Origin of the sequence: Paenibacillus thailandensis (assembly GCF_042685365.1) — a bacterium.
Classification (GTDB): domain Bacteria; phylum Bacillota; class Bacilli; order Paenibacillales; family Paenibacillaceae; genus Paenibacillus_AP; species Paenibacillus_AP thailandensis.
The window spans coordinates 1-20,355 of the sequence record NZ_JBHUMY010000026.1 but is presented as its reverse complement, the minus strand read 5'-3'; the positions used below and the strand labels follow the sequence as shown (position 1 = coordinate 20,355).

The following is a 20,355-nucleotide window of genomic DNA, read 5'->3' as shown; positions in this document are numbered from 1 at the left end:
ATGCGTGGCAGCACATGAAAAATTGGCGCCGATCCATAGCGCGATCCTGATTTACATGATTCAATCCGGTGTCATGGTCTTTGTACTTCCTCAGCGCCTGGCTCAAACGTTCGGCACGAACGGCTGGATTGCGGTTGCCGGATTCGGGCTGATCGTCACGCTGAATATTGCCCTGATCGGGCTTGTTTATAAGCTTGGCGGCGGAAGGACGATTTTTGAAATATTGGAGCAATCCATCCCGAAGCCGATCTTGTTTCCGTTTTACGCGGCCATCGCGGTCATATGGATGATGCTCGGCAGCATGGCGGGCAAGGAGTACATCCTTATTTTCCAAATGTTTTCGTTTCCGACGACACATTCGATGCTGTTCTATTTCGCTTTGGTTACGCTCGTCGCCTGGCTGCTCACCAAAGGCATTTACAATATCGCCAAAGCCGCTACTCTATTTTTCGGCATGTTCATTTGGATGATATTTTTGCTTTTTTTCTTCTGGGGCGAATTCGAATGGGGCCGTTTAACGCCTTTTTTGTTCAAGGGCGGCGAATTTTCGCTAAGCGAGCAATTTGACATGTATTCGTCGTTTCTCGGCTTCGAGCTGTGCCTGCTGCTTTTCGGATACGTCGACCGGCAAACGAAGCTGATCGGCGGAGCGATATGGGCGAACGGAATCTTAACGTGGAATTATTTGTACGCCGCTCTGATGGCGTTCGGCATCTACAGTCTGCAGCAGCTTAAATCGAAAATGTTCCCGATCATCGATATTTTGGCCTATGTCCGGCTGCCGTTCATCGAACGGGTCGATAATCTGTTTTTCGGTTTTTTTATTTTTCCGGTTTTGTTTTCGGTGCTGATGTTCGTCTGGGCGGCGGGGGAGATGGTCGGACGCATCGTGCCGAGAATGAAGAAGCAAGCGGTCAGCGTCGTCTTGACATACGTCTCCTACGGGCTTGCCTTTATTCCCGAAGGGATAGAGGAGGTGGGCGATTGGCTGGAGGTTCTGAGCGTCGTCGAAACCGGAATCGCCTTGTGCCTCCCGCTCGTTTTGCTCGTTGTTCTGTTAGCACAGCGCTCGGGAGAGGGGGCTGCCCATGATCCCCCAAAGTAAATCCGTCAAGACGCTTGCGATGCTTGTCTTGCTTGCGATACTCGCCGGATGCGGGGATCAGCGGATTCTGGATCGGGTCGCTTTCGTATATACGACGGGTTACGATCTGCTGCCGGAAGGCCGGCTTCAAATTACGATCGGCTTTCCGAGGGCGGATCCGGACAAGCCGGTACAGCGCGAAGTGTTAAGCGCCCAAGGAACAAGCTCGAAAGACGCGAGAATCTCCATGAGCAGACAAACGAATCTGCTGCTCGTGAACGGTCAATTGCGAATCGTGCTGTTTTCAAGCGATTTCGCGCGCCAGGGGGTTCAGGGGCATATCGATACGCTGCTGCGCGATCCGACGATATCGCCGCAAGTGAAAATCGTCGTCGTAAACGGCAAAGCGCAAAGCCTTCAGGAAAAAAACTATAAAATGCATCCTCCGACCGACAAATACATTGACGGATTATTGGAAAAAGAAGCGGAGGGACACAGCATTCCCAGAACGACGCTGTACCATTTCGAGCGCGATCTGCTGGACGACGGTATCGACACCGCCACGCCGATCATCAAGGATGCGGGAGACCATATCGAGATCGACGGCATCGCATTGTTCCGGGACGACCGTTACGTTATGCGGATTTCGCCGAAAGACGCCATCCTTTTTTCGATTTTGCAAGGGGCGTTCAACAAAGGCGAAATGAGCATGAAGCTTCCGGGCGAGAACGGCGGGCAACAGAACGTCATGTTCGAATCGATCGTCAGCGATCGGCAAGTGCGGGTAGGGAGAGGGGGGAGCGGCGACTTTCACGTTACGATATCCATTAAAATGAATGGCGCTATCCGGGAATACATCGGGTCCAAAAGGCTTGGAAGAGACCCGGACCGCAGAGCGCTGGAGCGGGAAATATCCGAATATTTGTCGGGCCGGGCGCAAAAATTGACGAGCAAGATGTTAGCGGGCAAAACGGATGCGATCGGCATCGGCATGTATGTCCGCAACCATATTGGCTACCGGGCTTGGAAAAGCATTCCCGATTGGAACGAGGAATTGCCGAACGTAAAGGTCGATTGCCGGATCGAATATAAAATGAAGGAGTTCGGAAAGCTGCGGTAGCGAACCGTTGCCGCGGCTTTACCGTCCGATGCACAGCCGAATCGATCGCCTTACGAGCTTAATTTAAGATCAACATGGAATTGACCGGCCGCACCGATCCTTTATAATGGAGAACTACCGGGACGACATCACTACATACGACGGGCGGTATTTATGAAAATCGGATTTCGAACGATCAAAACGGCGGTCGGCGTCAGCATTTCGGTGCTGCTCGGCGAGCTGCTCCAGCTTCAAAACTATACGGCGGCGGGCATTTTGACGCTGCTTTGCATTCAGAAGTCGCGCAAAAAGTCGGTGCATGCGGCGGTGAGCCGGTTTTTCGCCTGCATTATCGGCATTTTTTTCGCGGCGGTTTTATTCGAGCTGCTCGGCTATCATCCGTACGCGTTTCTTATCGTGCTGCTGCTGTTTATTCCTTTGACGGTCAAGTTTAAAATCCAGGAGGGCATCGCGAGCAGCGTCGTCATGATGATGCACGTCTTCTTGCACAAGCAGATGGATGCGGCTTTCTTCCTGAACGAATTGTCGCTCGTTCTCATCGGCCTTGGGGTTGCGCTGCTGGTCAATTGGTACATGCCAAGCATCGATAAGGAGCTTGTCCGTCACATGGAACGTTCCGAGCAGCTGCTGGCGGCCATTTTGCACGAAATCTCCTCTTATTTGAAGAACGGCTATACGTTATGGGACGGCAAAGAAGTATTGCAGCTGTCCGAAACGATCGCGAAAGGGAGAAGCCTCGCGGCCCTGAATGCGGAGAACCAAACCGGAGGCTCCGGCAAAGCCGACGGCTACGCCGCGTATTTCGAAAACAAGCGCCTTCAATACGAGCTCGTCGACCGGATGCTGCCGATGGTGTCGCGGATCACGGCCAAGATGGAGCAAAGCAACCGGATCGGGGACTTCGTCGAAGAGCTTAGCGTCAATTTGCGCAAAGGAACGGCGACGGACCGGTTCTACCACGAGCTGCGCGAAATACGCGACTATCATCGAAGCCTGCCGCTTCCGGAAACGCGCGAGGAATTCGAAAACCGGGCGAATTTGTTCACGATGGCGAACGAGCTGGAACGGTTTATTAACACGATTTGACGGCAAAAGCGAAGGAGGCCGTCTTGCTTCGGAAGAAGAAATCGGGTGGAGCTCTTTTTTCGCCTGTCGCGTTTTTTTTGCGTTTCGGCAAGCTGTTCTGCCCGCCGCGCCTTCGGAATAAACATGGGCATACCGAAAATGTCCGCGTTTATTTGCTTTCCGGATTGAATCGGGCCGTTATCGGACATGAATGAACGTATAACTAGGCTTATAGACGCAAGCAGAGGAAAGGAGGTGCGCAATGCCGAGACGCAAACGAGGCGGCATTAGGTGGACGGCTCTTGCCGTCCTTATAGCGGCGGCATTCGCTTGGAGCGAGCGGGACGCAATAAGGGAGCATGTTTTGGCCGCGAGGGCGGAAGGCGAGGAAGCGGCGGCGGACGGCGTAAGAGGAATGAGCGCGGAGGAGCGGCTTATTCGGGATTTGGCCGCAGGCTTCGCGAGCCGGGAAAGCCGCTTCGACGCCGTATACGAAGGGGACCGCGACAAGCTGGCGAAGGAACTGCCGGACCGCATACGCGAGGCGCTCGCGCAGGACGACTACGTTCGTTATTCGCTCGCATCCTATGTGTACACGATCCGCAGCATCGGCGACCGCTCGACGATCCATATCGAAGCCCGCTACCGGGAAACGAAGGAGCAATCGGAGGCGGTGACGGCCGAGGTCCGGCAAATTCTCGGTCGGATAATCGAGCCGGGCATGAACGATCATGAACGGGTGAAAGCGATCCACGACTGGGTTGTTTCGAACGTGGACTACGATACCGGCCTTAAGCGGTATACCGCTTATGAAGCGTTGAAGGAAGGATTGGCCGTTTGCCAAGGCTATTCGCTGCTCGGCTACCGCATGCTGACGGAAGCCGGAATTACGGCGCGCATCGCCGAAGGGGAGGTCAACACCGGTGAGCAGCATGCCTGGAACATGGTGATGCTCGACGGCCGGTGGTACCATCTCGATCTGACATGGGACGATCCGGTTGCAAGGGACGGAGGGGCGTCCAAAGACGGCCGCATCCGCTACACGTATTATTTGCGGACCGACGAGCAGCTTCGAAAGGACCATTCCTGGACGCTCGCGTATCCGGCGGCCGATACGGATTATGCGGACACGGTCCGCCGGCTCGCGAAGAGCGGCGGCAGCGGACAGCAAGCCGTATTCGCGGAGCTGCAGCGGCAGCTCGGCCTTCACTGGCTGGAGCCGGAGTACACGGTAAACGGCGTACGGCAGTTGACCGCGAGGCTTGAGCAGGCGCTGCAAGCGAAGGCGGGCGCCTTGCAATTCCGGTACGAGCAGGGGGAGCGGCTCGCCGAGGATCTGAAAGCGGCCGTTAACGGGCTAAGCCGGCCGGCCGGCTACAAGGCGACGTACGAGCCGTACGGCACGGACGGGTCCGTGCTCGTCACGCTGGAGCTGACGGCGGGGTGAGCGCAGCCGCTTGCGCGAACGGGCGAGCAGGCGGCTCTGCATGATTGGCGGCCGTGACGAGGACTTGAGCCGGGAAGTTCCCAAGCTGCGATTTGGCCAGCCCCGGCCTTGTATGAATCCGCAAGCAGCCGGAGGGGCCCGTTCGAAACCTGTTAGACCATTTTGGACGAACCCGGCACCCGTTATTTGCCCCTCGAACAACCGAATGAAAATATAACGAACTCCAGAAGCGCTATTTCCGGCTCGGAACGGTTATTCGTTCCCATTGCAGCCCAATAACGCCTCTGGAGTTCGTTCGTTTGGATAATTTTCGCAATTCGCTCAAATAAGAGCATTACGATTCGTTAGCGTTCCGCTTGCGATTATTCCCCGTTCTCGCGGTTGCGCGCGGCGGTCATCTGCTGCCACACCGAACCGGCGGCTTCTTCGCCGCGCTCGATCCGCTCCAGCGCCATTTGCGCTTGAAGCCGGATCTCGAATTCTTTATCTTCCGCCGCTACGCGGAGCGCCTCCAGCGCCGTTTCGTCGCCGGCCTCGTAGAGGAAGCGGGCTGCGCGCCAGCGGACCAGCTTGTTCGGATCGCGAAGCGCTTCGATCATCGGGCCCGTCGCCGCCGGATCGCCCCAGTCGGAGAGCGTGTCGCCGGCCGTTCTCCGGACGGCTGCGGAAGGGTCCTTCAGCGCTTCGAACAAATAAGGCATCGCTTCCGGCGTGCGCAGGTCGCCGAGGTAGACGACGGCAAGGCGGCGGATCGACATGTTCTCGTCCTTCAGCGCGCGGGCAATGAGCGGAAGATGTTCCGGCTCCGGCGACAGGCGGTCGAAGGCGGCATAGCGCAGCTTCCAGTCGTCAAGCTCGAACGCCTCGGCAACTTGTTCGCCCGACAGAGGAGCGGGCCTTGAAGGCGGAACCGGCTCGGCCGCGCTAGCGCCCTGCGCCTTCGCTTCTTCAATAAGCGCCTGCAGCCGTTCAGGCGGGTAGGAAGCTTCCAGCTCCTTGACGACTTCCGCCGCAATTTCCTCCAGCTCGCCGTAACGGACGCCGAATTCCTCCAGCTTGCGCTCGCGGATCATCGTGGAGCCGGCCGCGGCGGTTACGGCTTCCGTGAACGGCTGCGGCAGCGCCGAACGCACTTCGCGGTCGCCGGCTTTTACCCGCACCTGAATCGGAATGCCCCGATACATCTGCACGAGCACATGCGCTTCGCCGAAGCTGTCTGCGCCGGTCTCGGCCGCCGTTCCGCCGGCTTCCGTCTCGTTGCCAAGCAGCTGCCGGGCTTCGCTCAGAATGACGGCCCAATCCGCGCTCGACACGCGGTCCAGCGCAATAAAATCGGCGGTGCGGAACACGCTCCGCACGCCTTCGATGCGAAGCAGGCTGCGAAGCGGCTCCGGCGCGTTGTCCGCTTCTTGCTTCGTGAACGATTGGCGAACGCCGCGGGGCAGCGCTTCGTCTATGTTAAGCTTCATCGAGTTGGGGCTTGGCGTCGGTTCAATATTCAATAGCTTCATCTCTTAAGACCTCCTCGGGAAAAATCGGTACGTCGGCTCGCATATAACGGCCTTATTTCACATTCGGCACGGTCTGTCCGCGGACAAGAGGGCGCGGGCATCCCCGAACGACTTCGATAAGAAGTTTAGCTCATAGTCTAGTTTACATGAAAAACGGAGCGGGCGCTAATGGCCGATTCCTCGTTTCCCCGGCTGCAAAAGCCGCGTTAAACCACTAGGCGGGACCCTCCTATGACAAACCCGGACAACACATTGCCAAATTCACAGAATGACGGTTCGCGGCCTTTTTATGTATACTGGTTATAGCGTTTACAATTTATGCGGGGCTTTTGCCGACGGCATAGGCGTCCCGCCCGGGAGAGACATAAGATGAATCCAGTACGAATCGGTGTAATCGGCGCAGGCGCCATTGGCGATGTGCATATGAAGACGTTTAAGCAAGTGCAAGGAGCGGAAGTCGTTGCCGTGACGGACATGAGCGCGGAGCTTGCCGGGAAGCGTGCGGAAGAGCACGGCATTTCGGTTGCGGCCACGCCGCAGCAGCTGTTCGATGACAAGACGATCGACGCCGTGATCGTGGCGGTTCCGAACAAGTTCCATGCGGAGCTGGCGATCGAAGCGTTGAAGCACGGCAAGCACGTCATGCTCGAGAAGCCGATGGCGATCGATTCCGCGGCGGCATGGTCCGTCGTCGAAGAGCAGCGCAAATCCGGCAAAATCGTCATGCTGCCGCATCAGATGCGGTGGGGAGGCCTGGCGCGCGCTGTCAAAGAGCGGATCGAGCAAGGGGAGCTGGGCCGGATTTACAATGCCAAAACAAGCTACATGCGCAAAAAAGGCATTCCCGGCTGGGGCTCCTGGTTTACCCGCAAAGACTTGGCCGGAGGCGGCCCGCTTATCGACATCGGCGTTCATATGCTCGATTTGACGCTGTATTTGATGGGCAATCCGAAGCCGGTATCCGTCTACGGCTCGACGTATGCGGAATTCGGGCCGCAGAAGCGCGGCATCGGCAATTGGGGTACGCCGAACTGGGACGGCTATTTCGACGTAGAGGATTTGGCGTCCGCCTTGATCAAGCTGGACAACGGGGCCACTCTCGCGCTGGACGTCAGCTGGGCGGCGCATTCGGCGGCAATCAGCGAGGAGCCGACCGTGCATCTGATGGGAACGGAGGGCGGCATCTCGATGGTCGGCGGCAGCGGCACGTTCGTGACGCACAAGGACAACGAGGTCGTCACGTCCGAGATCGCCCCCGCCGACGATCGGAACGACCGCGTGCTGCTTAGCGAGCATTTCGTCGATTGTATTAAGGAAGGCAAAGAGCCGATCACGTCGGCGATGACCGGTTACACGAACAACCGCATTCTCGACGCGATTTACGAATCGTCCCGCACCGGCAACGAAGTAAAGCTTCATTGGGACTGATCGGGGAAAAGCATCGGCAACGGCGATATAGCCTTACGCCCGGCAAGCCTTTAGCGGTTGGCCGGGCGTTTGCTTTTGTCTGGCGAGTTTCTTCGGCGAGTCGAAGCACGGGGTGTCCCGGACAAATGTTGCCAGAGGCGGAAATCCGCAAAAATAAACAATACCATCCCGTTTGGCCGCGAGACTATGCTATAATGGTTCGAGATGCAAGCTAGACTTAAGATTTCAAGCCAAGAAGGATGGGATATAACGATATGATCAGTACAAGTGGCATCACGCTTCGTTACGGGAAGCGGGCGCTTTTTGAAGACGTAAATATCAAGTTCACGCCCGGCAACTGTTACGGCCTGATCGGGGCCAACGGAGCGGGCAAATCGACGTTTCTGAAAATATTGTCCGGCGAAATCGAGCCGACGAACGGCGAAGTTCATATTACGCCGGGCGAGCGGATGGCGGTGCTGAAGCAGAACCATTACGAATACGACGATTTCCAAGTGCTCGAAACCGTCATTATGGGCCATAAGCATCTGTACGACGTCATGAAGGAGAAGGACGCCTTGTACGCCAAGGCCGACTTTACCGACGAGGACGGCATGCGCGCCGGCGAGCTGGAAGCGGAATTCGCCGAACTGAACGGGTGGGAAGCGGAATCCCAAGCGGCCGAATTGCTTAACGGACTAGGAATCACGCCCGACCTGCACGATAAAAAAATGGCCGAGCTCGGCGGCAACGAGAAGGTTCGCGTCCTGCTCGCGCAAGCTTTGTTCGGCGATCCGAACATTTTGCTGCTTGACGAGCCTACCAACCATTTGGACATGGAGTCCATCAAATGGCTGGAAGATTTCCTGGCCGATTACGAAGGCACGGTTATCGTCGTCAGCCACGACCGTCACTTCCTGAATACGGTCTGCACCCATATCGCGGACATCGATTTCGGCAAAATTCAATTGTACGTCGGCAACTACGACTTCTGGTACGAGTCCAGCCAGCTGGCGCTTCAGCTGCAGCGCGAAGCGAACAAGAAGAAGGAAGACAAGATCAAGGAGCTGCAGGCGTTCATTCAGCGCTTCAGCGCCAACAAGTCCAAGTCGAAGCAGGCGACTTCCCGGAAGAAGCTGCTTGATAAAATTACGCTCGACGACATCCGCCCGTCGAACCGGAAATATCCGTTCATCAACTTTAAAGGCGAGCGCGAGGCCGGCAAATCGATCCTGCTGATCGAAGGCTTGACGAAATCGATCGACGGCGAGAAGGTTATCGACAACTTGACCCTTACGATCAATAAAGGCGACAAAATCGCGTTCGTCGGTCCGAACGGCCTGCCGAAGACGGTATTGTTCCAGCTGCTGATGGGCGAGCTCGAGCCGGACGCAGGCAAATACCAATGGGGCGTCACGATTACCCAAGGGTACTTCCCGAAAGACAACTCGGCTTATTTCGACGGCGTCGACCTGACGCTCGTAGAATGGCTGCGGCAATATTCGAAGGACCCGGACGAGACGTTCATCCGCGGGTTCCTGGGCCGGATGCTGTTCTCCGGCGACGACGGCAACAAGAAAGCAAGCGTATTGTCCGGCGGCGAAAAAGTTCGCTGCATGCTGTCCAAAATGATGCTCAGCGGCGCGAACGTCCTTATTATGGACGAACCGACCAACCACTTGGATCTCGAATCGATTACGGCGCTCAACAACGGGCTAATCGATACCGATTGCACCGTGCTCTTCACGTCGCATGACCATCAGTTCGTGCAAACGATCGCGAACCGCATTATCGAAATTACGCCTAACGGCATCATCGACCGTCTGACGACGTACGACGAATATCTGGAAAGCGAAGATATCAAAGCGCTACGCGAGCGCATGTACGCAGTCAACTAATAGCAGACGACTCTATAGCGAGGCCGCCCAGCCGTTCCATCAACGGCCGGGGCGGCCTTTTGCTTGGCGTCCCGCCGGCTTCATCAGCCGGAGCATCGCCTGCGCCGCAGCCCGAATCGAACGGCCGGCAGGCCGCCGCCGGTCAAGCTCCGCCTCGGATACGACGAATTCTCCCGAGCGAATCCGCTTCTCTAATTCAATCTCCCGTAGCTCGTGAAGTTTCTGTACGGTATAATGATTATCCATCATCATAATCGACCTCCTTTTGCAAAGGAGCTGCTGCATTCCCTTGCTAAGATCATTATGAGGGCGCGGCATATTTGTAAAAAGAGTAGAATACGCTTATTGGATTTCCTCTTTTTTTAACCGTTGACAATTGATAAGTTTAAATGGTCTTATATTTCACGCCGAAACTGACCGTCCTTGTTCCAGGACGATGAAGCAGTTTCTGCATGGGAGGCGGGTCCGACACACATGCAAGCGCTGGAACGTTATTTGGAATTATACGAACGGTTCGGGAATGCCGGTGGCGCCGGCGCGTCGGCCGAAACTTCGCTCGGGCAAATCGCCGAGGCGCTTTATTGCACCGAGCGCAACGCGAAGCTTGTGCTGCGCAAGCTGGAGGAAGAAGGACTTATAGAATGGAAAGCCGGTCGGGGCAGGGGGAACAGGTCCAGGCTTGTTTTTCTGGCCGACAAGGGCGAGTTGTTGTTCGGCGCCTCCAAGTCCTACGCCGAAGCGGGCGAATATAACAAAGCTTACGAGCTGCTGCGAGCTTACGGCGGAGATACGGGAGCGGGCGAAAGATTCGTAGACTGGATGAACGGCCGATTCGGCTTCGGCAAGGAGCAGAAGGAAGGGACCGACGTGCTGCGTCTCCCGGTCTACCAGCCTATCGTTACGCTCGATCCGGCCGAAGCGATGTTTTCGCTGTCCGGGCATCTCATTTTGCAGCTGTTCGACCGTTTGGTTCAATCCGACAGGACCGGCAAAATCGTACCGGCCGTCGCCCATCATTGGGAGTGCGGCGCGGAGGGGATGGAATGGACGTTCCATCTTCGCAAAGGGGTCATCTTCCATAACGGCAAAGAACTGAATGCCGCCGATGTCGTATATACGTTGGAACGGCTGAGAGAAAGGCGAAACGGCTGGATCGTGCGTACGCTGGATCGAGCCGAGGCGATTTCCCCGCGTATCGTAAAAATATATCTAAACAAGCCGAACCGGCTTTTTTTACGGTTTTTATGCTCGGTCGCGATGTCTGTTCTTCCGTGCGACCTGGGCGGTCAATCCGAAGACAACTACTGGCGCCGTCCGGCCGGAACGGGCCCCTTCCAGATCGAGAGCTGGTCGGAGGACCGGGTCATTCTGCAGGCCAATCCGCATTATTATCAAGGGCGGCCGCATCTGGACAGCGTGGACATCGTCGTCATGCCGGAGGAAGGCCTGCTCGGGCGGGATCGGGACGTCTTAAGCTGGCAGCAGCTGTTGTGCGAGCCGGAAGAACGGGAAATCAAGCCGGAGAACGGCTGGGAGCTGAAGGAGTCGCAAGACGGCTGCACATCCTTGTTGACCTGGAACATGAACAAGGACGGGCCGCACCGGACGCTTGCTTTTCGGCGTGCGGTCGACGCGCTGATCGACCGGAACGCGATGATCGCGGAGCTGGGCGATTACCGGGACCGTGCGGCGTCGGGTTTCTTCTTCGATCCGGATTCCCCGAGGGACCACACGGATAGCGGAAGGCAGGAGGTGCTCCAGCTTCTGAAACAAGCGGGCTACGACGGAGAGCCGGTCGCGTTGGCCGCATACGGCAAGCATGCGAAAGACGCGGAATGGATTGCGCGGCGCTGCGCCGAGTTTGGCATCGAAGTGCGGCTGCTGATCGGAACGAGCGAGAACATCCACCGTTATCTCGGCGAAGCGGACGCCATCCTCCATGCCATCGTTTTTCCCGAAGAGGAAGTTTGCCTGATCGAAAACTACGTGCAGGAAGGAAGCTTCGTCAAGGAGTATCAGGATCCCGGGATGCAGAGCTGGATTACGGAAAAAATCGACCTTGCGCTTGGCTTTGAACAATTGCAGGAGCGACAGGCGTTTTACGGCGAGATTGAACGCCGTTTAAAGGACGAGGCGAGGATTTCGTTCCTGCTGCACGCGAAGTTTTACACGAACTATCATCCTTCGTTCAAAGGCGTGACGATCAATCAGCACGGCTGGATCGATTTCAAAGACGTTTGGCGGGAATAAATGAAAGCCGGCCGGCAAGGTCCGATCACGTGCGGCACAGCGGGACAAAAGCCCGGACTCGCGTTCAAGCGAAGCGTCCGGGCTTTGCTCCGTAAAAGATGGCCTGTCACCAATTTGTTGCGCAGGTGCATAAAAGCTCGTACTTGGTCAACACTGTTTCTCTAGACCCACACGGTGGCGCTGCGGTATGATACGGCTATACTTTTTTGACGAAGGCAGGTAAGTACACTGAATCAGTATGAAGAGATTAAACAAGGCGAGAAGGGCGCTTGGGTCAGCATCTCGGCTTATCTTGCGCTGTCCGCTTTGAAGCTTGGAGCGGGCTATTGGTTCGTTTCCGACGCCCTTGTCGCCGACGGCTTTAACAACTTGACGGACATCATCGCATCTGTGGCCGTGCTGATCGGACTGCGCATCTCGCAAAAACCGCCGGACGAAGACCATCCGTACGGACATTTTCGGGCAGAGACGATCGCCGCCCTGATCGCGTCGTTCATTATGGCGACCGTAGGCCTTCAAGTATTGATTACGGCCGTACAGAAGCTGTTCGCCGGCACGGAGGAGACGCCCAACGTAATTACCGCTTATGTCGCATTGTTTGCGGCCGTTTGCATGGTCGGGGTCTATTGGTTCAACAGCCGGCTGGCGAAGCGGATTAACAATTTGGCGCTGCAAGCCGCCGCGAAGGACAACCTGTCGGACGCGCTTGTCAGTGTCGGCGCTGCGGCGGGCATTTTCGGAGCCCAGCTTGGCCTGCCTTGGCTGGATCCGGTAGCCGCGTTGTTCGTCGGCCTCATTATTTGCAAGACGGCGTGGGACATCTTTTACAGCTCGACCCATGCGCTCACGGACGGGTTCGACGAGAGGAAGCTTTCGACGCTGCGCGGCACGATTGCGCAAACGAAAGGCGTCAAGGCGATTAAAGACATTAAAGCGCGCGCGCATGGCAGCCATGTGCTGATCGACGTCATCGTTCAGGTAGACCCGGAGCTTACGCTCGTCGAAAGCCATACGATTTGCGACGATATCGAGCGCCGGATGAAGCGAAAGCATAACATTATGAGCGTGCATGTTCATGTAGAGCCGTTATCCAACGAAGACCCGGCTGTCGTTCGTTGATTCGCCGGCATAGTAATTGATGGAAAATATGGATAAGGGGCATAATCTAGGACCATAGTAGCGAAATAAGCAATTGAGATGAAGGAATCGCCGCCCCAAATCCTTGATACGACAGTAATGTTTGCCAGACGGCGAATGCGCCGCCAAGGCGTCCCCGGTTACGGGGACGTCTTTTTCTGCTTTTTGTCGGCAAATTCAGGCTGGAAAAGATCGGCCATGCAAATGTTTCCAATAGGAACATAGTCCGATGCCCGGGATTCCTTACGGCTTCTACAATGAGTGGGAATCCATCATAGGTACAAGCATAAGGAGGCGCATCGATTGAAAAACATAACAAGTCGAAGCATCATGACGTTGGGACTTGCCGCGGCGCTGCTCGCCAGCCCGGTTGCGGCCGTGGTGCCGGCAGAGGCGGCCGCGCAAACGGCGAAGGTCGTTTACGGCGTCAACTTCCGCACGGAGCCTTCTTCATCGTCGAAGGTCATTCGTATGTTGAGTAAAGGCGAAACCGTTACGATTATCGAGAAAGTGAACGCATCGTGGTACAAAGCGACCGACCAAAACGGCACGACCGGCTATTTGTCCGCATCCTCCAAATATACAACGATTACTTCCGGCTCCGAATCTTCCGAAACGTCCGGAGCGGCGGGCACGATTCTGAAGTCGGTATCGTTCCGGACCGGGGCGTCGACTTCGGCTTCGCGCATCCGGTATTTGAAGGCGGGGGAAACGGTTCAAATCCTGTCCCGGCCGAACAGCTATTGGTATCAAGTGAAGGACAGCGGCGGCACGACAGGTTACGTCAGCTCTCAGTCGCAATACATAACCGTAAACGGCACGATCGGCGGCGGAAGCTCCGAGGGGAGCGGAAGCGGCTCAAGCGGCAGCGACAACGGTTCAGGCAGCGGTACGGCGACTTCCAGCGAGCAAGTCGAAGCCGTCATCGCGGCCGGCATGAAATATTTGGGTACGCCGTACGAATACGGCTCCAGCCGTTACGACACGTCAACGTTTGACTGCTCGGACTTTGTCCGCCAGGCGTTCCTCGACGCCCTTGGCATCAAGCTGCCCGCAGATTCCTCTTCGCAAGGGGCATACGTCAAAAGCAAAGGCAACGCCGTAACGGATTGGACCAAGCTGAAGCGGGGAGATCTGATGTTCTTTACGGACTATAAAGGGACAACCGCTTCGGCTTACGCCGGGATCAACAAATCGACCGCCCGCATTTCGCACGACGGGATTTATTTGGGCGACGGCAAAATATTGCACACGTATTCCGTCGCAAGCGGCGGAGTCAAAATAAGCAGCATTAAAGGCACGCATTGGGAATACCGCTTCTTGTTCGGCGGCAGCGCGCTGTAGCAAAACAAAGGGAAGCTTCGACCCGTCGCTTTCGGCGGTGAGTCGAAGCTTCCCTTTGTTTTCATAAACCCCAAGCGGCGGCACGACGGCTGCAGGCGCAATGCGGCACCGGTCAGCTAAAGCGGCTGATCGTAGGCCCGGAGCGTCTCCAGCAGCTTGGCTCCGCTCATGGCGGGCGTTCCGGCATTGATTCGGCGGACGGTGTCGTCGCCGGCTTGGTTAATGCCCGGTTCAATCGTGAAAAATAAGCCGATGCCGGCTTCCTTGGCGAGTTTTTTGGACATGTTGTTGTATTCGCCGTACGGGTAAGACAACATTTGATACGTGTTGCCAAGCTGTCCGGCGAGCTTGCTCTCCATCAGATTCAAATCGGATGCGACTCTCGCCTTATATTCGTTTAACGTTTCCTGCCCTCCTCTAGCGGCGGAATAAATTCGGTGCATCAAAGCCGGCCCCGTCCGGGTGCCTTTCTCGTTCAGCGGGGCGTAATAATGCAAATCGTATGTATGGCTGTAAAAGCTGAAGCCTTCCTTCTTCAGCTTTTTCATCTGCTCCCACGTCATATGCTTCGTTTCTTTGTCGTTCAGGTCGGTCGAGCTTCCGATGACGAAATTGGCGGCTTTCATGCCGTATTTTTTCAGAACGGGGGCGGCGAGGGAATAAAAGCTTTCGTAGCCGTCGTCGAACGTCAGAACGACCGCGTTCTCCGGCACCTTGCCCCCGTTCAGCATAAAATCGTAAAATTGCTCGATACTAATCACATTGTAGCCGTTGTCCTTCAATGTTTTCAGATGCGATCCGAGACGGGCCGGCGTAATGGTAGCGGACCTTGTTTTGCTCTCGGCATAAGCCAGGTCGTGATACATCAGGACAATTGCCTTATCCTTGTAATGGGCCAAAGCGGCGGCGTCCGCCTGGAACGCCGCCGCGGGCAGCAGCGCAAGCTGCAGCATGGCCAAAAGCGTTATAACATGCCTAATCTTCAACGATAGCTTCCCCTTATGCCTCGAGTTGTTTGGGAGTTTGCTGCTTCCGGGCTTGATGGGCCGGCTTATCGGCTCCGGTACGGCGTTTCGGCAAGCTGCCGAATATAATCCAGTTGAAAGGCACATACCGTGCGGTCAACGTTACGACGGCCCATGAGGCGATCAGCGCGACGGCGAACCCTCCTAAATACCAGACATGAATATACGGCGAACCGGCTTGCGGATGAAACAAGCGGTAATAATACAGAAACAGCGGATGGATCAAGTAAATGCCGAACGACATGGCGCCGAGATGGCCCAGCACGCTCGCGAGCGGTCCGGAAACATAACGGTAAATGACAAACGCCAGCTGCATGAGCACCAGGGCGGACAAAAACGTGTGCAGGTTCCAAAGCCCTTCGTACAGCAGCGAGTTATAGCTTCCGGCTCCCGTCCGGGTCTGGTGCCATATATAAACGTGGCTGAGGCCGGCGGCCAGCCATGCGGCCCAAAGCAGCGTCCATGCAGCGATTTTAACCGGCGTTGCATGCTCGCGCGACATGACGATCCAGTTTTTGATTCTCGGAAAATAAATGCCTAAAGCGGCTCCCATGAAATAATAAGAAAAATACGATAACGACCAGCTGCCTTTATTCGGCACCGGCTCGGCCAGCCCGTACTTGTTCACCAGCACGAACGCCCATTGGATCGCGATCCCGATCGGAACGGCACATGCCGCAAGGGCGGGGAACCGTTTCAGCAGCCATAAAAACAGCGGAAACAGCAAATAAAACTGAATGCTTATAAAAACAAAGTACAGATGCGTATTTGCGGTTCCGGTCGCAACGTCCTGCCATAACTGACGCAGCGTCTCTCCGGCGGAAAGGGCGGTGCTGCTGTGGATCCGGTAGTTGACGAAATAGACCAGCGAAAACAGCAAATACGGGATAATGATATATAAAAGTCTTTTCTTGTAAAACCCGCCTATCAAACTGCGGTCTAAAGGTCTGCTGTAATAGTTATAGAACAGAACGAAGCTGCTTAGCAATATAAAAGTAGGGGTTCCGAACTTCATGAATATATTAAAAAAATTGTAAAGGAAGCTGGCATGCGGGTAATTCATCATTTCCACGGTTGCAAAGGAAGTCGAATGCACCGACAATACGCCGATAATGGCGAAGGCCCGAACCAGCTGAAGCTCGGGAATCTTGTCTCTGCGAGTAATCGCCGTGCTCATGCTTACGACCAACTCCTTTCCGAAGTCTAGTTATTCTATCATGATCGGCAACCAAGACAGTATAGACCAAATGAACATTCGGAACAATGTGTAAAAGTATCCCAGATTAGCAGGTTATAAGTAAAATGCTAAATTTCAGCTTCTTTCGTTGTTTAGACGCTAAAGCTTACCCGAAGGTTGCGGTCCATGAAAAATAACATGAAAATTAAGCAGAAAAAAACCGTCACTGCAAAAATCGCAGGACGGCTTGCGTACATGCTGCCGGATCGTATTGTTGATTGCGTCGCGCCAGAAGCTGGCTGCGGAACTGCTCCGCCGTTTGATGCTCCTGGATCATCGTAAACCATTTGTCTATCGTCGCCTTCGAATCAAGCACTTCGCCGAATCCGTTCCGGACGAAATATTCGCAGTTCTCTTCCTCCTGCCCCGGAATCGGATGGTAGAACAGCATCGGAATTCCTTTGCTCATGCCTTCCGTGCAGGTCATGCCCCCCGGCTTCGTGACAAGGACGTCGGCGATATCCATCAGCTTGCTGATCTCCCGGGTAAAACCCATAATCCGTATGTTCGGATGATTAAAAATCGGATTGGACTGCATCTCTTCCTGAACCTTTTCATTCTGGCCGACGCAAAAAATAAGCTGAACCTTATCGCGCCATTGCGTCATATATTCCAGCAGTTCATCTTCATACAACAATCCCCAGCCGCCGCCCATTACAAGAACGGTAGGCATATCCTTCAAGCCGAAATGCCTCAGACCCTCCTGACGGTCTCCCCGGGTCCAGAAGTCCGGATGGACCGGAATGCCCGTCACCTCGATGCGCGACGGCGCAACGCCGCGGTCAACGAGCTTGTCGCGAACGACCGTCGTCGATACGAGAAACTTGTTCACTTCCTGATTGATCCAGGAGCCGTGCGCGTCGTAGTCGGTAATGACGGTGTAGAGCGGCGTATTCAATCCAAGCCGCTTCAAGCGGCCTACGACCGCGTTCGGAACGGGATGGGTGCATATGATGGCGTCCGGTTTAAGCTGAGAAATAACCTGCGATGTATGGGTATAAAACATTCGGTGAAGTGCCAGCTGCGTGAATCGGTTGAGTGACTTCTCATAATTGCTGCGGTACATCAGCCCCACGACTTTCGGCTGTTTGCTCACCGTCTTGCGATAGGCCGAGACGATTAACGGACCAATTCTCGGGTTGAGGAACTTGCCTAGCTCAAACACGCGAGTGGAGATGCCGGGACATAACCGCCGCAGACTGGCCGCAAGCGCGTAAGCGGCCTGATTATGCCCGCTCCCGAAACCTTCGGACAGCAGCATCACTCTTTTTTTACGCATTCAATCACCTACTTTTCTTGCCGGATCGGTAGAAGAAGGTTCTCCGTCTCAATTCCGACCGGCGATACAAGCTGCCGCTTGCGGCGTTAGCCTATGTTCGTTTCGTACGTTACTCATGTATATGGCTTATCCTTCTCCGTTAAGCCTAATCTTAGCCATTCAAGCGAGGCGTCAGCCGAGCGCTCACACCGTTATCTCATTTCCATATTACTTCTTGACGCCCTGCGAATACAAGCATTTATCGTGTGAAGACGTTTTTTAGGCGCCGGAAGCCTTAAGACGGAACGAAGCCGTTTCCGCGGAGGAAAAAGATGTTAGAATATAAATTGTAATCGAAAGACGGAAAGGGGACAAGTCGTATGGAGCCCGAAAAACAACAATTATCCGTTGGCAGCCTCGTGCTTGCGGATATCCGCACGGGAAGGTACATAGGCGAAATATCGGAATTTTACGGACCGCGCGCCGTGGTCAAAATTTTGGCGGTCGTCCGGCATCCGCAGCAAGGCGATCTTCATCATCCGTACGATCCCGACGTTCCGCTGTTTCATGAGCGCCGGGCGTTAAGCTATACGGAAAAATCGACCGTTCTTCTTCGGGACATCGAGCCGTTCGGGGGAGAAGTGCCGGATTATTCGGCCTCCCTGGCGGAAGCGCTCGACAAGCAGACGGAGGAGCTGGCCGCTTCGCTGGAAGGGGCGGACGACCGGTACAAACGCTGGATCGAGCGAAGTATCGATACGCTCCGCGTGCTGCGAGCCGATTACCGGCTGTAGAAAGCCGCGGTTGCGCGCCCGTTGCCGCCAGATGGGCCGGTAACGGGCAAGCCGCCGCACCGGGGAGCGTTTTGTTGTGAAGATTGGGCTTTAGTCCAGGGAGGCCGCCCGGTTGCTTTGCCAAGCGGCTGCTGTTATACTGTCAATATGACCAGATGACCGGATTATATTTCTGGTCATTCCATGAGGAGGAGAGATCGCTGGAAACGGACCGCAAACGGCAGATCATTGAAGCCGCCGGCCGCTCTTTCGCCACGTTCGGCTATAAAGCGACGACGATGGAGCTCGTCGCGAAGCTGGCGGGCGTTGGCAAAGGAACGATATACACTTTTTTTGAAACGAAAGAGGAGCTGTTCGGCGCAATCATCGAATCGTTCAAGCAGGAGCTTAGAAACGTGGCGGAGGAGGCGATCGACCGCGATTTGCCGTTTTTCGACAATCTGGCGAACGTGCTGAACCGCATATTGGTGTACCGCGACCAGCATGCTTTGTTCGTGAAGCTTTCCCAGGAGGTTCGGGATATCGGAACCCAGGTCGCGAAGGAGGGGCTGCACAGCCTCGAGCATTCCGTCGTCGATTATATCGAGCGGGAAGTGAGGGCCGCTGCGGACAAGGGCGAGATCCGGCCGGGCAACACGATGGTCACCGCCTATTCGATGCTGAAGCTTTATTTGGCGCTTTCGACGGACTGGAACGATAGGTTCGAGCCTTTGCCGAGGGAGCGGATTGCGGAATATTTCACTCAGTTGTTTCGCTCCGGGCTGGAAGCGAGATAATAACGGCCGTGCCATTGGCTACGATGGCAGGCTTTTATTTTGGATTGGAGTGACCAAATGAATAAATCGGTCAGTTCGGTTAAGCGAGGACGGATAGGAGGAACGGCGAGATGCAGGCTTTAAAGTCATTTGGCTCGGAGATGCGGGCTATACTAAAAAATAAAAAAATGCTTGTTTCGTTTATCGGCATTTTGCTTATCCCTATTATGTACAGCGGCATGCTGATCGGCGCTTTCTGGGATCCTTACGGCCAGCTGAGCAAGCTGCCGGTGGCGGTCGTAAACGAGGATGCGGGGGCGGTGCTCGACGGGAAAAGCATCGGCGTCGGCCGCGATTTGGTCGAAAGGCTGAAGGACAACGACGAGTTTCAATGGGATTTCGTCAGCAAGGAAGCCGCGGAAGCCGGACTGAATAACGGGGAATATTATTTGGCGGTCGAAGTGCCGGATAATTTCTCCAAGCAAGCGGCCACGTTAATGGACGAAAATCCGCAGCCGGCTTCCCTCGTCTATTTGAAAAACGACGGAAGCAATTATTTGGCGGGGAAAATCGGGGACAGCGCCATCGAAAAACTGAAAAACGAGGTGTCCGCCGAAGTCACGAAGGCTTATGCCGAATCGGTGTTCGATTCGTTCGGCCAAGCGGCGGAAGGCTTCCGGGAAGCAAGCGGCGGAGCGGCGGAGCTGCATGACGGAGCCGAACAGGCGAAGGACGGCGCCGAGCTGCTGCAAAGAAATCTGGCGAAGCTGGCAGACGGATCGCTGCAGCTTGAAAGCGGCGTAACGGAGCTGGCTTCCGGCACATCGGAGCTGTCTGCCGGCGCAGAGCGTTTATCGGCCGGAACGGGCGGGCTTTCGGACGGCCTCGCGCAGCTGCAAGCGGCGGCGGACAGTCTGCACGGCGGCGCGGCCGAAACGGCCGGGGCCGGCGGCAAGCTGGCGGCCGGCCTCGAATCGGCGCGGCAAGGCGAAGCCGAGCTGGCCGGCCAAGCGGCGTCGCTGG

Annotated in this window: 17 protein-coding genes; 12 read left to right on the top strand and 5 right to left on the bottom strand. The window is 55.7% G+C overall.

Going from position 1 to position 20,355, the window contains the following annotated elements; translation table 11 throughout:
* Window positions 1–4: 4 nt before the first annotated feature.
* From ACFSW5_RS18875 to ACFSW5_RS18860, 4 genes are all read left to right on the top strand, one after another.
* A complete protein-coding gene (locus ACFSW5_RS18875; RefSeq protein ID WP_379276436.1) occupies window positions 5–1,105 on the top strand; it encodes a GerAB/ArcD/ProY family transporter in 1,101 nt (366 codons plus the stop codon).
* Window positions 1,089–2,204: a Ger(x)C family spore germination protein gene (locus ACFSW5_RS18870; protein ID WP_379276434.1), complete on the top strand. Its 1,116-nt coding sequence runs from the start codon at window positions 1,089–1,091 to the stop codon at window positions 2,202–2,204. Before ACFSW5_RS18875 ends, ACFSW5_RS18870 begins: the two co-directional genes overlap by 17 nt.
* Before the next feature lie 153 nt (window positions 2,205–2,357).
* Window positions 2,358–3,290: an aromatic acid exporter family protein gene (locus ACFSW5_RS18865; protein ID WP_379276432.1), complete on the top strand. Its 933-nt coding sequence runs from the start codon at window positions 2,358–2,360 to the stop codon at window positions 3,288–3,290.
* Between the two features lie 241 nt (window positions 3,291–3,531).
* Window positions 3,532–4,716 carry a transglutaminase domain-containing protein gene (locus tag ACFSW5_RS18860; RefSeq protein ID WP_379276430.1) on the top strand — a complete coding sequence of 395 codons (1,185 nt, stop codon included), beginning with the start codon at window positions 3,532–3,534 and terminating at the stop codon, window positions 4,714–4,716.
* A 362-nt stretch (window positions 4,717–5,078) separates the two neighbouring features.
* On the opposite strand, the gene ACFSW5_RS18855 is transcribed toward ACFSW5_RS18860, so the two are convergent.
* Complete coding sequence (locus ACFSW5_RS18855) at window positions 5,079–6,227, bottom strand: conserved virulence factor C family protein (RefSeq protein WP_379276428.1); 1,149 nt, start codon at window positions 6,225–6,227, stop codon at window positions 5,079–5,081.
* 369 nt (window positions 6,228–6,596) lie between these two features.
* Between ACFSW5_RS18855 and ACFSW5_RS18850 the strand changes: the two genes are divergently transcribed.
* A complete protein-coding gene (locus tag ACFSW5_RS18850) occupies window positions 6,597–7,655 on the top strand; it encodes a Gfo/Idh/MocA family protein (protein WP_379276424.1) in 1,059 nt (352 codons plus the stop codon).
* A gap of 254 nt (window positions 7,656–7,909) precedes the next feature.
* The gene (locus ACFSW5_RS18845) at window positions 7,910–9,532 is read left to right on the top strand and encodes an ABC-F family ATP-binding cassette domain-containing protein (RefSeq protein WP_379276420.1); all 1,623 of its coding nucleotides are present in this window, start codon (window positions 7,910–7,912) and stop codon (window positions 9,530–9,532) included.
* Window positions 9,533–9,571: 39 nt separating this feature from the next.
* Here ACFSW5_RS18845 and ACFSW5_RS18840 read toward each other — a convergent pair whose 3' ends face one another.
* Window positions 9,572–9,781, bottom strand: coding sequence for a hypothetical protein (locus ACFSW5_RS18840; protein WP_379276418.1), 210 nt, complete (start codon window positions 9,779–9,781; stop codon window positions 9,572–9,574).
* A 225-nt stretch (window positions 9,782–10,006) separates the two neighbouring features.
* On the opposite strand from ACFSW5_RS18840, the gene ACFSW5_RS18835 reads away from it, so the two are divergent.
* The 3 genes from ACFSW5_RS18835 (at window position 10,007) to ACFSW5_RS18825 (ending at window position 14,263) form a co-directional block, all read left to right on the top strand.
* Entirely contained in the window at window positions 10,007–11,782 is a 1,776-nt protein-coding gene (locus ACFSW5_RS18835; RefSeq protein WP_379276416.1) for an ABC transporter substrate-binding protein, read from the top strand.
* Between the two features lie 228 nt (window positions 11,783–12,010).
* Window positions 12,011–12,901: a cation diffusion facilitator family transporter gene (locus tag ACFSW5_RS18830; RefSeq protein ID WP_379276488.1), complete on the top strand. Its 891-nt coding sequence runs from the start codon at window positions 12,011–12,013 to the stop codon at window positions 12,899–12,901.
* Between the two features lie 321 nt (window positions 12,902–13,222).
* Window positions 13,223–14,263: a C40 family peptidase gene (locus ACFSW5_RS18825; RefSeq protein ID WP_379276414.1), complete on the top strand. Its 1,041-nt coding sequence runs from the start codon at window positions 13,223–13,225 to the stop codon at window positions 14,261–14,263.
* Between the two features lie 116 nt (window positions 14,264–14,379).
* Here the strand turns inward: ACFSW5_RS18825 and ACFSW5_RS18820 are convergent, their stop codons facing one another.
* The 3 genes from ACFSW5_RS18820 to ACFSW5_RS18810 form a co-directional block, all read right to left on the bottom strand.
* Window positions 14,380–15,249 carry a polysaccharide deacetylase family protein gene (locus tag ACFSW5_RS18820; protein ID WP_379276412.1) on the bottom strand — a complete coding sequence of 290 codons (870 nt, stop codon included), beginning with the start codon at window positions 15,247–15,249 and terminating at the stop codon, window positions 14,380–14,382.
* A 13-nt stretch (window positions 15,250–15,262) separates the two neighbouring features.
* Window positions 15,263–16,465, bottom strand: a complete 1,203-nt coding sequence (locus ACFSW5_RS18815; protein ID WP_379276410.1) for an acyltransferase — start codon at window positions 16,463–16,465, stop codon at window positions 15,263–15,265.
* Window positions 16,466–16,688: 223 nt separating this feature from the next.
* Window positions 16,689–17,804, bottom strand: a complete 1,116-nt coding sequence (locus ACFSW5_RS18810) for an MGDG synthase family glycosyltransferase (protein WP_379276408.1) — start codon at window positions 17,802–17,804, stop codon at window positions 16,689–16,691.
* Window positions 17,805–18,163: 359 nt separating this feature from the next.
* On the opposite strand from ACFSW5_RS18810, the gene kapB reads away from it, so the two are divergent.
* The 3 genes from kapB to ACFSW5_RS18795 form a co-directional block, all read left to right on the top strand.
* Window positions 18,164–18,577, top strand: coding sequence for a sporulation phosphorelay system protein KapB (kapB, locus tag ACFSW5_RS18805; protein WP_379276406.1), 414 nt, complete (start codon window positions 18,164–18,166; stop codon window positions 18,575–18,577).
* A 155-nt stretch (window positions 18,578–18,732) separates the two neighbouring features.
* Window positions 18,733–19,353: a TetR/AcrR family transcriptional regulator gene (locus tag ACFSW5_RS18800; RefSeq protein ID WP_379276404.1), complete on the top strand. Its 621-nt coding sequence runs from the start codon at window positions 18,733–18,735 to the stop codon at window positions 19,351–19,353.
* A 110-nt stretch (window positions 19,354–19,463) separates the two neighbouring features.
* Window positions 19,464–20,355 (top strand): YhgE/Pip domain-containing protein (locus tag ACFSW5_RS18795; protein WP_379276402.1); only part of this gene is annotated, 892 nt, incomplete at its 3' end.